At 74.4% G+C, this 12,937-nt stretch carries 13 protein-coding genes; 4 read left to right on the top strand and 9 right to left on the bottom strand.

All coding sequences use genetic code 11. From position 1 onward, the window contains the following. Nucleotides 1-85: 85 nt before the first annotated feature. Together ACFVU7_RS07315 and ACFVU7_RS07310 are read right to left on the bottom strand one after the other, a co-directional pair. Nucleotides 86-406, bottom strand: a complete 321-nt coding sequence (locus ACFVU7_RS07315; RefSeq protein ID WP_049655736.1) for a hypothetical protein — start codon at nucleotides 404-406, stop codon at nucleotides 86-88. After that, nucleotides 403-1,200, bottom strand: coding sequence for an alpha/beta fold hydrolase (locus ACFVU7_RS07310; protein WP_117489550.1), 798 nt, complete (start codon nucleotides 1,198-1,200; stop codon nucleotides 403-405). Before ACFVU7_RS07310 ends, ACFVU7_RS07315 begins: the two co-directional genes overlap by 4 nt. A 93-nt stretch (nucleotides 1,201-1,293) precedes the next feature. Here ACFVU7_RS07310 and ACFVU7_RS07305 point away from each other — a divergent pair, with 93 nt between their 5' ends. Both ACFVU7_RS07305 and ACFVU7_RS07300 read left to right on the top strand, forming a co-directional pair. Further along, nucleotides 1,294-2,298, top strand: coding sequence for an ABC transporter ATP-binding protein (locus ACFVU7_RS07305; RefSeq protein ID WP_387822042.1), 1,005 nt, complete (start codon nucleotides 1,294-1,296; stop codon nucleotides 2,296-2,298). A gap of 1 nt (nucleotide 2,299) precedes the next feature. Next, nucleotides 2,300-3,067: an ABC transporter permease subunit gene (locus ACFVU7_RS07300; protein WP_049655741.1), complete on the top strand. Its 768-nt coding sequence runs from the start codon at nucleotides 2,300-2,302 to the stop codon at nucleotides 3,065-3,067. 20 nt (nucleotides 3,068-3,087) lie between these two features. Here ACFVU7_RS07300 and ACFVU7_RS07295 read toward each other — a convergent pair whose 3' ends face one another. Beyond that, nucleotides 3,088-3,411, bottom strand: coding sequence for a hypothetical protein (locus ACFVU7_RS07295; RefSeq protein ID WP_049655743.1), 324 nt, complete (start codon nucleotides 3,409-3,411; stop codon nucleotides 3,088-3,090). Nucleotides 3,412-3,801: 390 nt separating this feature from the next. On the opposite strand from ACFVU7_RS07295, the gene ACFVU7_RS07290 reads away from it, so the two are divergent. Continuing rightward, complete coding sequence (locus tag ACFVU7_RS07290) at nucleotides 3,802-4,950, top strand: LLM class flavin-dependent oxidoreductase (RefSeq protein WP_388044637.1); 1,149 nt, start codon at nucleotides 3,802-3,804, stop codon at nucleotides 4,948-4,950. A gap of 89 nt (nucleotides 4,951-5,039) precedes the next feature. Here ACFVU7_RS07290 and ACFVU7_RS07285 read toward each other — a convergent pair whose 3' ends face one another. Beyond that, nucleotides 5,040-5,432: an SCO5389 family protein gene (locus tag ACFVU7_RS07285; RefSeq protein WP_030282024.1), complete on the bottom strand. Its 393-nt coding sequence runs from the start codon at nucleotides 5,430-5,432 to the stop codon at nucleotides 5,040-5,042. A 480-nt stretch (nucleotides 5,433-5,912) separates the two neighbouring features. Between ACFVU7_RS07285 and nucS the strand changes: the two genes are divergently transcribed. Next, nucleotides 5,913-6,572, top strand: a complete 660-nt coding sequence (gene nucS, locus ACFVU7_RS07280) for an endonuclease NucS (RefSeq protein ID WP_049655746.1) — start codon at nucleotides 5,913-5,915, stop codon at nucleotides 6,570-6,572. Nucleotides 6,573-6,576: 4 nt separating this feature from the next. Here the strand turns inward: nucS and ACFVU7_RS07275 are convergent, their stop codons facing one another. From ACFVU7_RS07275 to ACFVU7_RS07255, 5 genes are all read right to left on the bottom strand, one after another. Beyond that, nucleotides 6,577-8,853, bottom strand: coding sequence for an ATP-binding protein (locus ACFVU7_RS07275; RefSeq protein ID WP_388044596.1), 2,277 nt, complete (start codon nucleotides 8,851-8,853; stop codon nucleotides 6,577-6,579). A 421-nt stretch (nucleotides 8,854-9,274) separates the two neighbouring features. After that, a complete protein-coding gene (locus tag ACFVU7_RS07270) occupies nucleotides 9,275-9,604 on the bottom strand; it encodes an STAS domain-containing protein (protein WP_049651796.1) in 330 nt (109 codons plus the stop codon). A gap of 355 nt (nucleotides 9,605-9,959) precedes the next feature. After that, nucleotides 9,960-10,829, bottom strand: coding sequence for a 3-hydroxyacyl-CoA dehydrogenase family protein (locus tag ACFVU7_RS07265; protein ID WP_049651797.1), 870 nt, complete (start codon nucleotides 10,827-10,829; stop codon nucleotides 9,960-9,962). Nucleotides 10,830-11,030: 201 nt separating this feature from the next. Beyond that, complete coding sequence (locus ACFVU7_RS07260; protein ID WP_049651798.1) at nucleotides 11,031-11,681, bottom strand: response regulator transcription factor; 651 nt, start codon at nucleotides 11,679-11,681, stop codon at nucleotides 11,031-11,033. Further along, nucleotides 11,678-12,886, bottom strand: a complete 1,209-nt coding sequence (locus tag ACFVU7_RS07255) for a sensor histidine kinase (RefSeq protein ID WP_388044595.1) — start codon at nucleotides 12,884-12,886, stop codon at nucleotides 11,678-11,680. Before ACFVU7_RS07255 ends, ACFVU7_RS07260 begins: the two co-directional genes overlap by 4 nt. Nucleotides 12,887-12,937 lie beyond the last annotated feature (51 nt).

Raw genomic sequence — 12,937 nt, 5'->3', positions numbered from 1 at the left:
GCACCGCAGGCCCTCACCCGCCCGGGTGAGGGCCTGTCGGCTTGTCGCGCCGCCATCGCCTCCGGCGCGGCTTGACGAAGGGTCCCTAGCGGGGGTAGGCGCCGTCCGGCCGCTGGTACCCGCTGCTGAGCTGGTTGCCCTCGTCGTCCGAGACGGTGCCGAACCAGGAGGTGCACCAGACCGACACCGAGTCCGGCCAGTACTGCACCTCGAAGGGGTGCCCGGGCCCGTAGTCGCCGTACGAGGTGACGATGAAGGTCTCCCCCGGGCGCATCCAGTAGTCCTCGCCGAGCGGTTCCAGGGTCAGCTCGACCAGCCCCTCGCCCCGGTTGGTCACCGGCATCCGGCCGCTCACCTCCAGCGCCGAGAAGTCCCAGGCCGCCGCGTCCTGGCTCTCCTGGCTCATCCGGCGGCCACCCGGGCGAGCAGGGCGCGCACGACGGCGTCGAAGGCCTCCGGCGCCTCCAGGGCGCTCAGGTGGCCCACCCGGGGCAGGACGGTCAGCTCGGCGTCCGGCCGGGCCCGCAGCATCGCCTCGGCCTCCTCCGGCGCCACCAGGGCGTCCTCGGCGCCCGCCACGACCGCGACCGGCACCGGCAGGCCGGCCAGCACGTCCAGGGAGTCCGGGCGGGCCGCCATGGCCCGCTGGGCCCAGGCGACGGAGGCCGGCGACGCGGCGGCGACCATCGCCTCCACCCGCTCCACCAGGTGCTGCGAGTCCGGCCCGAGCTGCCCGGCCGCGACCCGCTCGTCCAGCAGCAGCCGCACGCTGTCCCGCGCGGTGACGGCGGCGGCCATCCGCTCCCGGTTGGCCCGGACCGCGTCGGTGTCGGCGGTGGCCCGGGTGTTGGCGAGCAGCAGGCCGGCCAGCCGGTCGGGGTGGCGGCGGGCCAGGGCCAGCGCCGCGTAGCCGCCCATGGAGAGCCCGGCGACCACCGCGCGTTCGATTCCGGCGGCGTCCAGCAGCAGCGCGAGGTCGTCCGCGACCAGGTCCAGCGAGGGCTCGTCGTCGCCCAGCCCGGTGCCGCCGAACCCCCGCTGGTCGGGGGCGAGCACCCGCGCTTCGTCCCCGGTCAGGCCGGGCAGCGCGTCCAGCTGGGACGACCACATCGAGGCGTTCAGAGGAAAGGCGTGCAGCAGCAGGAGTGGTGTTCCGGTACCGCTCTCGCGGACCGACACTGCGGAGGGGAGCTGGGTCATGCGTCCAACCTATTCCGGCACGCCCGGCGGGCCCACTCAGCGGGCCGCGATACCCCCTTTGTCCTAGCCTGGCAAAGACCTGAGGGAGCGCGAATGATCGAGTTGCACGACCTGACAAAACGTTACGGCAAGACCCTCGCGGTGGACCGCCTCAGCTTCCAGGTCCCCCAGGGCGTGGTGACCGGCTTCCTCGGCCCCAACGGCGCCGGCAAGTCCACCACCATGCGCATGATCCTCGACCTCGACCGCCCGACCTCCGGCCGGGTCACCATCGACGGCAAGCGCTACGGCCAGCTCAGCGAGCCGCTCAAGTACATCGGCGCACTGCTGGAGGCCAAGGCCGTCCACCCCGGCCGCACCGCCCGCGACCACCTGCTCTGGCTCGCCCAGAGCAACCGCATCCCCGAGCGCCGGGTGGACGAGGTGCTCGCCCTGGTCGGCCTCACCCCGGTGGCCCGCAAGCGGGCCCGCGGCTTCTCGCTCGGCATGGGCCAGCGCCTGGGCATCGCCTCCGCGCTGCTCGGCGACCCGGAGATCGTCATGTTCGACGAGCCGGTCAACGGCCTGGACCCGGAGGGCATCCTCTGGATCCGCAACCTGATGAAGCGCCTCGCCGGCGAGGGCCGGACGGTCTTCGTCTCCTCCCACCTGATGAGCGAGATGGCCGTCACCGCCGACCACCTGGTGGTCATCGGCCGGGGCCGGCTGCTCGCCGACCTGCCGATGCCGGAGTTCATCCGGCGCAACTCCCGCTCCGCCGTACGGCTGCGCGGCCCGGAGCCCGAGCGGCTGCTCGACGTGCTGGCCCGGGCCGGCCTGCGGCACGAACCCGGTCCGGACGGCTCCTACGAGGTGGTCGACGGGGACATCGCCCGGCTCGGCGAGCTGTTCGCCGGCCAGGGCGTGGTGCTGCACGAGCTCAGCCCGCAGCAGGCCTCGCTGGAGGAGGCCTTCATGCAGATGACGGCCGACTCGGTGGAGTACCACGCGGGCGACGGACCGGGCCTGGACGCGGCCGGCGCGCCCACCGAGTGGGGCGCCGGCTGGAAGGCGGACGGCACCCCGCAGAACACCACGGCACGGCAGGAGGAGAACTGAGATGGCGTCCTTCCCGGCGGTCCTGCGCTCCGAGTGGACGAAGATCCGCAGCGTCCGCTCGACGGTCTGGACGCTCGCGCTGACCTTCGTCGTCACGGTCGGCATCGGCGCGCTGCTGTCCCTGCTCACCAACAACAACTTCACCGAGTTCCGCCGCGGCGACCAGTCCCCGTTCGACGCCACCGGGACGTCCTTCTCCGGCATCATGCTCGGCGAGCTGGCGATCATCGTCTTCGGGGTGCTGGCGATCGGCAACGAGTACAGCAGCGGCATGGTCCGGGTCACCCTGGCCGCCGTCCCGCAGCGCGGCACCCTGCTCACCGGCAAGGCGGTGGTGCTCGGCGCGCTGGCCCTCGCGGTCTCGCTGGTGACGGCCTTCGCCACCTTCTTCGCCGGCCAGGCGCTGCTCGGCGCGCACTCCACCACGATCGGCGAACCGAACGTGCTGCGGGCGGTGTTCGGGGCGGCGCTGTACCTGACGCTGCTCTGCCTGTTCTCGGCGGGCGTCACCACGATGCTGCACAACCAGACGCTCGCGCTCGGCGTGCTGGTGCCGTTCTTCTTCCTGCTCTCGCCGATCCTCTCGGCGGTGCCGAAGGTCAAGACCCTGGCCCACTACTTCCCCGACTACGCGGGCTCCCGGATGCTGCTGGTCTACGAGCAGCACGGCCAGCCGTACGGGCCGTGGACCGGCTTCCTGATCTGCCTGGCCTGGACGGCGGCCGCGCTGGTCGGCGGCGCGCTGGTGCTCAAGAAGCGCGACGCGTAGCCGTCCCGGCGGCCCGGCCGTCAGTACCGCGGAGCGCCGCGGCCCCGCAGCAGGTTGGAGGCCCGGCGCTCCCGCGCTCCCCAGCAGGCGCGGTGCCAGTGCCGCCGGTCGTCCACGCCCGCGCCGTGCATCGGCCAGGCCACCACGTGGCCCGTCCCCGGCGGGATCTCCTGGTCGCAGCCCGGGCAGCGGTAGAACCGTCCGGCCGTCCCGGCGACCGTCTGGACCACCCAGTCGTCGCCCTGGTAGCTCTCGGTGCGGCGCAGCGAACCGCCGAGCGGGGCGGCCGGTTCTGCGCTCTCGTGGGGGGCGGCGCTCTTGATCCGGTTGCGGCGCGGCGACACGGCGGACTCCCTCTCCTGCTGGCCTCTGGGTCGTTCCAGCCTACGGCCGCCCGGGGCCCCGTACGGCCACTACCACGGCTCCGTCCGGCACTTCGGCGTTTTTGCCGAGATCCACCCGATCATCGGGGAAATTCGGGGTTCGGCGTGCCATTGGCACATGACATCCGATACCCACAGGGGGAGAAGGCGGGGCCCGCAGACCCTGCGCGCACCCGAGGAGGCCCCACGATGAGCAAGACCAGCGCCCGAGCCGAGAGCGGCCGGCCCGTCGGGGTCCGGTCACCCGCCCCCGGCCCGACGCTGACCTCCGTCCCCCCGGTGACGGCCGTCGCGGGCGAGCCGCTGCCGGCCACCCAGTGGGCCGGCGCGCTGCCGCCGGCCACCGGTCCGGTGCGGGTCGGCCTGTTCCTGCTGTCCGCGCAGTTCCCCGGGCAGAGCCACGGCGAGGCGCTGGAGCGCACCGTCCACTCCGCCGTCGAGGCCGAACGCGCGGGCCTGGACAGCGTCTGGCTGGCCGAGCACCACTTCGTGCCGTACGGGGTGTGCCCGGACGCCGCCACGCTGGCCGGGCTGCTGCTCGGCCGCACCCGCCGGATCGGCGTCGGCACGGCGGTCAGCGTGCTCTCCACCCGCCACCCGGTGGGGCTCGGCGAGCAGGCCGCGCTGCTGCACCTCACCTCCGGCGGACGGTTCACGCTCGGGGTGGGCCGCGGCGGCCCGTGGATCGACCTGGACGTGTTCGGCGGCGGCGTGGACGCCTTCGAGAACGGCTTCCCGGAGCGGCTGGACCTGCTGCTGCGATGGCTGCGCGGCTCCCGGGTGGGCGCGGACGGCCCGCAGTTCGCCTTCCCCGAGGTCGCGGTGGTGCCGCGGGCCACCGAGCCGGTGCGGCGGCCCGGCCTGAGCAGCTGGCTCGGCCTGGGCCAGCGGTCCGGCCCGGTGCGCTTCCCGCGCCAGCGCCGGGACGACGGGGGCCTCGGCGAGGAGCTCACCGCCTCCGGGCGGCCGGTGTCAGGACCGCCCGTGGTGGTCGCCTGCACCTCGCCGGGCGGGGTGCGGATGGCCGCCGAGCGCGGCCTGCCGATGCTGCTCGGCATGCACTCCGGGGACGACGACAAGCTGCGGATGCTGGAGCTGTACCGGTCCGCCTGGCTGGCCGCCGGGCGGTCCGAGGAGCAGCTGCGCCGGATCGGCCGCCGGCACGTCGCGGCCGGGGTGGCCCAGGTCGACGACCGCGCCGCGGCGGCCCGGTCCACGCTGCTGAACGCGATGCCCGGCTGGTTCGAGTACGGGCTCGGCGCCCACCGCACCGTGGACGGCCGCGAGCGCAGGATGCGCGACCCGCGCCAGTACACCGAGCTGCTCTGCGACCTGCACGCGGTGGGCACCCCGCGGCAGTGCGCCGACCGGCTGCTGGCCACCGCCGAACGCACCGGCATCCGGCGCTTCGCCCTGCTCGCCGAGGGCAGCGGCGACGAGGAGGCGACCCTGCACAACATCGCCCGGCTCGGCTCCGAGGTGCTGCCGCAACTGGGCTGAGCCCCGTACGGGTCACGGGCCCGGGCCGCCGCCCCTCCCCCCGCACCGGGGAACGGGGCGGCCGGCGCTGCGGCACCGCGGGAAGGCGATCAGCAGTCCCGCAGCTCCTCGGACTGGTTGAGCAGCTGCTCCCGGACCGAGGTGAAGCGGTCGTACCGCGCCGCGTTGGCCTCCGACGGCAGGAACACCGCGACCCGGTGACAGTTCTGGAACGCCAGCCGGACCCCGAAGTGGCGCTGCAGGGCGCCCCGGATGGCGTCGCTGGCAAGGGCGCGCAGCAGCTGGCCACGGGCCTGCTCGCTGGGCGGTGGCACCTGGTTGTCGGCGAAGTCGGTGCCGTCGACCTTCGCCTGGGCGACCAGCGAGCTGATCAGGTCCCAGGCGTACGGCAGCGAGACGCGGACGCAGTCGACGAATTCCCGCTCGTCGACCTCGCCCCGCTCGGCCTTCTCCAGCAGGGCCGGTGAGACGTCGAGCGACATGGATTCTCCTCTCGCGGTCCACCCGCGCGGCGCCCGGGTGGTCGTGCGTAGGTCAAGCTCACAGTGAGGGTGGTGGTTTCGCATGGGGCGTCCGGAACACCGAGGGACAGGGGTTTCCGGCGCCTTCGCGACGGCGGCGGCGCCACGGGACGTGACGTCCCGGACACCGAACGCGCTCACAACAGCGTGGCAGTCAACGGAGCGGCGGGCCCGTCATTCCTGTGGATTGCTTCGGAAACACAGTGCGGTGCACCAGATTGGCCGGATCCCGTCGGATCGTTCATCTGAAGTCTCCATCCCCGTTGACAGCGATCCCGCGAGCGTGTCGTCACACACCGTAGCGACCCGAGGGTGGGGGCGCCAGGCCTCGACGGGCGGTAGCCGGACCGCAGGACCTCAATGTTGGCCGGGTTCGCGCTTTCTTCACCCAGCCGTCGCGGAATCGCATCAACTGGCCCCGGTGGGCTAGCGTGGTCGACCGTGCGTCTCGTAATTGCCCGCTGCTCAGTCGACTATGCCGGTCGGCTCTCCGCCCATCTGCCCTCCGCCACCAGGCTGATCCTGGTCAAGGCCGACGGCAGCGTCAGCATCCACGCCGACGACCGCGCCTACAAGCCGCTCAACTGGATGTCCCCGCCGTGCGTCCTCAAGGAGGCCGACGGGGTCTGGACGGTGGAGAACAAGGCCGGCGAGAAGCTCATCATCACGCTGGAGGAGGTGCTGCACGACTCGTCCCACGAGCTCGGGGTCGACCCGGGCCTGATCAAGGACGGCGTGGAGGCACACCTCCAGGAGCTGCTCGCGGACCGGATGGAGGTGCTCGGTGCCGGCTGGTCGCTGATCCGCCGCGAGTACCCCACGGCGATCGGCCCGGTCGACATCCTCTGCCGCGACGCCGACGGCTCCACGGTGGCCGTCGAGATCAAGCGCCGCGGCGAGATCGACGGCGTCGAACAGCTCACCCGCTACCTCGAACTCCTCAACCGGGACCCGCTGCTGGCCCCGGTCAAGGGCGTCTTCGCCGCGCAGGAGATCAAGCCGCAGGCCCGCGTGCTGGCCACCGACCGCGGCATCGGCTGCGTGGTGCTGGACTACGACGAGCTGCGCGGCATCGACGACGACAAGCTCAAGCTGTTCTGACCGCTCACGGCGGGCTCGCGCTCGCCGTCCCGCTCGGGGTCGTCGGCGACCCGGACGTGGCCGACGGCGAGCTCGTGGTGGACGCCGGGGCCGACGCGCTGTGGCCCGTCGTCGGCGGCTGCGAGGGCTGCCCCGTCTGCTGGGGCGGCGGCGACTGACCCGGCGGCTGGACCGGCGGCTGCGACTGGCCCGGTGCGGGCGGCTGCGACTGCTGCGGGGCCTGCGACTCGCCCGCCCCCGGCGAGGAGCTCGGCCGCCTGGTCGGCGAGGCGCTCGACGCGTGCGAGGCGCTGCCGCTCGTGGACGGCTGCGGGCCGCTCCCCTGCCCCGCCGGGCTGCCCGGCCCGGCACCGGCCGTCCCCGCCCCGGTGCTGCCGGAGGGCTGCGGGAACGGCGCCTCCTGGGTGTCGCCGCCGCCGTCCATCCGGCCGCTGTACGGGTCCTTCCCCTTGACCTCGTCCGGCCCGCTGAAGCTCATCGCCACCGCCGTGCCGAGCACCCCCAGGGTCAGCACCGCCGTGGAGACCACGGCCGCCCGCCGCCGCCTGCTGGACTTCAGGCGGGCCGGCACCCGGGCCGCGATCTTGCGGATCACCGGGGCGCGGCCGGGCCCCGCCACGGCGGGCGCGGCGGCCGGCAGCTGCCGGCCCTCGGCGCGCAGCAGGTCGAGCATCCGGCCGACGGCGGCCACCCCGCGCTGGTCGCCCGCGGCGGCCCGCAGGGTGAGCGCGGTCTCCAGTTCGGCGATGGCCCGGGAGGGCTGCTGGAGGCAGATCGCGTGCACGCCCGCCTCGTGGTGGAACCAGGCCTGGTCGACCGCCGAACCGGTCTGGCGGGCCGCCTCCAGGCCGAGCTGGAGCACCCGCTCCCAGGCGCCCCAGCGCAGCGACAGCGCCAGCGCGGGCGCCGCCGCACGGGCGAGCCGGACCACCGCGTCGTGCCGCCCGGCGGTGCGGTCGGCGAGCAGCACCCCGATCATCACCTCGGCCTCGGCGGCGATCTGTTCCAGCGTCACCGAGCTGTGCCCGACCCACCAGGCGAAGTGCTGGGCGGCGCCGTCGACGCAGCCGCGGGCCGGCCAGTGCGGGGCGAGCAGGTCCTGCGCGCCGGCCGTCAGCCGGTGGTGCCCGCCGATGGACACCGCCAGTCCGGCGTCGGCGAGTTCGGCGAGCGCGGCCTCGCCCTGCCCGACGTCGATCAGCGCCGGCAGGTGCGGCGCGGTGGGGCACTCGCCGCCGAGCGCGACGGCGAGCCGCAGCACGGCCTGCGCGGGCTCGCTCAGCCCCTCGGCGAGCCGGACCGCGGGCGAGGCGGTCTCCGCCACCGAGGGCAGCGGGACGGTGCGGCGCAGCGCGTCCTCCCGGATCGCCGGGTCCGGGTCGTGGACGGGCCCGTCGACGGCCCCGAAGACGTCCATCCGGTCGTCCTCGGCGGCGACCAGCGCGTCCACCGCGACGTCCCGCTGGCGCAGCAGGGCGGCGGCCTGGACGAAGCGCAGCGGCAGGCCCTCGGACTCGAACCAGAGGTCCACCGCCCAGGCCTTCTCGTCGACGTCCAGCGGCCGCCCGGCCAGCCGGGCGGTGAGGGCGAGGCAGGCGGAGCGGGAGAGCCCGGCCACCAGGTGGTCCTGGAGCCGGGAGCCGGCCGGCAGCGGCGGGCCGTCCGGGGCGGCGGAGATCAGGAAGGCGCAGCCGGGGGCGGCGGCGAGCAGCTGCTCCAGCTCGGCGCCCGCGGGTTCGGCGGAGTCGATCACCACGATCGCGCCGACCTCGGCGAGGTGGGCGGCCAGCTGCCCGGGGTCGGGGCGGTAGCCGGGGGCGTGGTGGGTGGCCGCGAAGAGGTCCTGGAGCAGGTCGGGAAGGGTCCGGCGGTGGCCGCAGAGCTGCACCACTCCACCGGGGGCGAGGTCGGCGGCGGCCTCGGCGACGGCCGACAGCAGCGCGCTGCGGCCCGAGCCGGCCTGGCCGACCAGGCGTATCGAGCGGCCCTCGGAGAGCAGGCCGAGCAGTTCGACGACGTCGACCTCGCGGTCCAGCATCGGCAGGTCGGCGGGCCCGGCGCCGAGCGCGAGCGGGCCGACCGCGCGGCCGACGCCGCCGACCGGACCGCGGGCGGGCTCGCTGCGTCCGGTCCGGCGCGGACGCGGACGCCACTCCTCGGGACAGGTCCTGGCCTCGGAGCCGTCCGGTGCGCCGACGCCCACCAGCAGGCCGCCGGAGACCAGTTCACCGCCACGGGTGCGGACGGCCTCCTGCCGGAACTCACCGGATGGCTGTGACACGTTCTGCTCCGCATCGTGCTCGGCCGTCGGCGCCCCGCGCCGCCCGGCTGACGTCCCGCTCGCGGCCGCGGCCGGGCTGGAGGCAGCCCCGGCGGCCGTCTTCTGACGGGCAGACTCTTGCACATCCGGCCCCGACCGTGCAGAGCGGTCCGTGGCTGACGACCGGTCGGCGGCGCTGACCAGGGGCGTTGCGCGGGCGGGGTCGGACGTACGCGGGCGTGCGGTCCGGCGCGCGGGGCAACCGTGTCTAGGGCGTGTCTTCAAACTCCCGTCGTCCGCCCGGAGGGTGGGCGGGGCGGCGTTGGGGTGCGTGCATCGCAAGGCGGAGGAGGGAGCCACTGCGGAGCATTGGCGACCGACGACAACGCGGCGAGGTGCGTGCACCGGCGTCGGCCCGCAGACGCGAGTTTAAAGACACGCCCTAGAGCGCGACCCCGTGCGCCTCGGCGACGCCCGCGGCGCCGTCGACGGCCAGGATGCGGTGCAGCTTGGTGGCCACCAGCAGCCGCTGGAGCTGGGCCGGGACGGAGCGCAGCACCAGGCGGCGGCCGATCCGGCCGGCCCGCCGGTGGGTGCCCATGATCACGCCGAGCCCGGTGGCGTCCCAGAACTCCAGCCGGGCGAGGTCGAGCACGAGGTCGCCGAGGCCGCCGTCCACGGCCTGGTGCAACCGGACCCGCGCGTCGGCGGCGGTGCGCACGTCGAGGCGGCCTTCGATGGCCAGCGCCGTGTGGTCGCCGGTGATGCGCATGCTCTCCTCCTTCGCCTGGACGGCCTGGTGCGGGGCGGGTCCGCCCCGGCCGTGCCGGGTACGGGGGGCGGGGGGGGTCGTCCGGGCGGGCCGCAGCCCCTCACCCGGCCCCGGGCGGAATGCCGGGTTCCCTCATCTGACGGTGAACCGGCTCCGCAGGTTGCTGGTTCCGGCCAGATCTGAAGCAACTTCACCCGTCCGAGGGAATATACGCAGGTCGGCCCCACACCTACGCTCGATTACCGCCCAAATCACCCGTCTGCGGCACGCTGCGTGAGGAAACTCACCCGGCCCGGCGGAGCGGGCCGTACGATGCTCCGATCGCACGGCCCGCCGGTCGTTCAGCCCCGCCGGCTCACTTGCCCTCGTACGGGTAGAAGCCGCGGCCGCTCTTGCGTCCCAGGTCACCGGCGGTGACCATGCGGGCCATGATCTCCGGCGCGGCGAACTTCTCGTCCTGGGTCTCGTCGTAGATGTTGCGGGCGGCGTGCAGCAGGATGTCCACGCCGGTCAGGTCGGCGGTCTGGAGCGGGCCCATCGCGTGGCCGAAACCGAGCCGGCAGGCGGTGTCGATGTCCTCGGCGGTGGCCACGCCCGACTCGTACAGGCTGGCGGCCTCGACGACCAGCGCGGTGATCAGGCGGGTGGTCACGAAGCCGGCCACGTCGCGGTTGACCACCACGACCTCCTTGCCGACGCCCTCGGCGTAGGCGCGGGCGGTGGCCAGCGTCTCGTCGCTGGTCTTGTAGCCGCGGACCAGCTCGACCAGCTTCATCATCGGGACCGGCGAGAAGAAGTGGACGCCGACGACCGACTCCGGGCGCTCCGTGGCGGCGGCGATCCGGGTGATCGGGATGGCGGAGGTGTTGGAGGCCAGCACGGCGCCGTCCTTGGCGAGCTTGTCGAGCTCGCGGAAGACGCCCTCCTTGACCTCCAGCTTCTCGAACACGGCCTCGACCACGATGTCGGCCTCGGCGACGGCGCCCAGGTCGGTGGTGGTGGTGATCCGGCCTAGCGCGGCCTCGGCGTCCTCGGCGCTCAGCCTGCCCTTGGCGACGAACTTCCCGTACGAGGCGCGGATGCCCGCCAGGCCCCGCTGGAGCGCCTCCTCGGTGACGTCCCGCAGCACCACCGGGTGGCCGGCCTGCGCGGACACCTGGGCGATGCCGGCGCCCATCAGGCCGGCACCGATCACGGCGATCTGCTTGCTGGACGCATTGCTCATGGCTGGGTCTCCCGATGCCGTCGCCGCCCTGCGGGCGGGCCCTGAAGGCGGCTCAGGACAGGGGTCACCCGCCGTAGGAGCCGCATCGCTCTGGCCGGACTCTAATGCCCAAATCCCCCGTGCAATAGCAATCGGGAGTGTGATCTGCAACCGACCTGGTCGGTCGCCCAAGAAGGCGACCGGAGGGCGACAAGAGGGTGATCAGATGGTCAGCCCGAGGTCCTGGGCCAGGATCGCCGCCTGCACCCGGCTGCGCAGCCGCAGCTTCGCCAGGATGCGGCTGACGTGCGTCTTGGTGGTCGCCTCCGCCATCTCCAGCCGGGCCGCGATCTCCCCGTTGGACATCCCGGAGCCGATGCAGGCCAGCACCTCCCGCTCGCGGCCGGTCAGCGCCCCCACCGCCGCCCGGGCCTCCGGTCCGACCGCCCGCTCGGGGCGGGCGAAGGCCCCGATCAGACGCTTGGTCACCGAGGGCGCCAGCATGCCGTCCCCGCGCGCCACCGTACGGATGCCCTCGACCAGGGTGTCCGCCTCCAGGTCCTTGAGCAGGAAGCCGGACGCCCCGGCCCGCAGCGCGCCGTAGACGTACTCGTCCAGGTCGAAGGTGGTCAGCACGAGCACCTGCCCGGCCCCGGCGGCGACCACCTCGCGGGTCGCCGAGACGCCGTCCAGCCGGGGCATCTGCACGTCCATCAGCACCACGTCCGGCCGCAGCTCCAGCGCCAGCCGGACGGCCTCCTCGCCGTCGGCGGCCTGCCCGACCACCTCGAACCCCGGCTCGGCGCGCAGGATCATCACCAGCGCCGCCCGCACCGCCGCCTGGTCCTCGGCCACCAGTACCCGGATCGTCATGCCCGCCCCTCGTTCCCCTGGGCGCGCGGCAGCACCGCGCGCACCCTCCAGTACCCGTCCCGCGGCCCGGCCTCGAAGCTGCCGCCGAGCAGCCCGGCCCGTTCCGCCATGCCCACCAGCCCCGCCCGGGCGCCGGGCAGCCCGCGGCCCGGCCCGCCCCGGTACGGGCTGTCCACGGCGATCCGCAGCTCCTCGGGCGCGAACTCCAGCCGCAGGCTCACCAGTCCGGGCCCGGCGTGCTTGAGCGCGTTGGTCAGCGACTCCTGGACGATCCGGTACGCGGCCAGCCCGACCGGCACCGGCAGGTCGCCGCGCTCGCCGGACTCGGACAGCTCGAAGTCCAGCCCGACGTCCTGGCCGGCCGCCCGGGCCTTGGCCAGCAGGGCGTCCACCGCGGCCAGGTCGGGCGCCGCGTAGGACTCGTCCACCTCTCCCCCGCCGCTGTCCCGGAGCAGCCCGATCATGCGTCGCATTTCGGCCAATCCCTGGACGCTGTTCTCCCGGATCACCGCCAGCACCTCCACCAGCGGATCGTCCTCGGGCAGGCTCCGGCGCCGGGCCACCGACTGGGCGCCGGTGGCGTGGATCGCGATCGCCGACAGGTGGTTGGCCACCACGTCGTGCAACTCCCGTGCCATCCGGGCCCGTTCGGCGCCGATCGCCTCGCGCCGGTCCATCTCCGAGAGCAGCGCGGTCTGTTCCGCCCGCAGCCGCTCGGTCTCCGCCTCCTCCCGGTGCTTGCGCACCACGTCCCCGGTCCACACCGGGGCCAGGAAGACCAGCGAACTGACCACCACCACCAGCAGCGCCCCGGGCGTCCCGCCGTAGATCGCCGCGAGGGTGGAGAGCGCCAGCACGGTGGCCCCGCCGCTCAGGTGCAGCACCCGGGACATCCGCGGGGTCCCGTAGATCACCGCCGCGTACAGCAGGTCGGTGTACATGATCAGCGTCGCCAGCAGGCTGCCGGCGAACAGGCTGCCCGCGAAGGCCAGCCCGCCCAGCGACACCGCGAGCACCGGCCTGGTCCGGCGCACCAGCTCCAGCCCCGCCAGCACCACCAGCGGCAGCACCACCGCCCACAGCGGCACCCGGTCGGCCCGGTCGTACACCTTGAAGACGATCAGCACCGAACCGCCGAGCAGCCCGCAGAGGGCGATCAGCTGGTCCTGCCGGCGCGGGGAGAGGGCGGGGAACGGGAGGGGCACGTTCCCATCTCACCACCCCCGGCGGCCGGCCCGGCTCCGGTCCACGGAGGA

The sequence above is a fragment of the Kitasatospora sp. NPDC058046 genome (genome assembly GCF_042885595.1).
In the GTDB taxonomy this organism is placed as follows: Bacteria; Actinomycetota; Actinomycetes; order Streptomycetales; family Streptomycetaceae; genus Kitasatospora.
The sequence above is the reverse complement of the archived record's forward strand: the minus strand, read 5'-3'. Positions and strand labels throughout refer to the sequence as shown.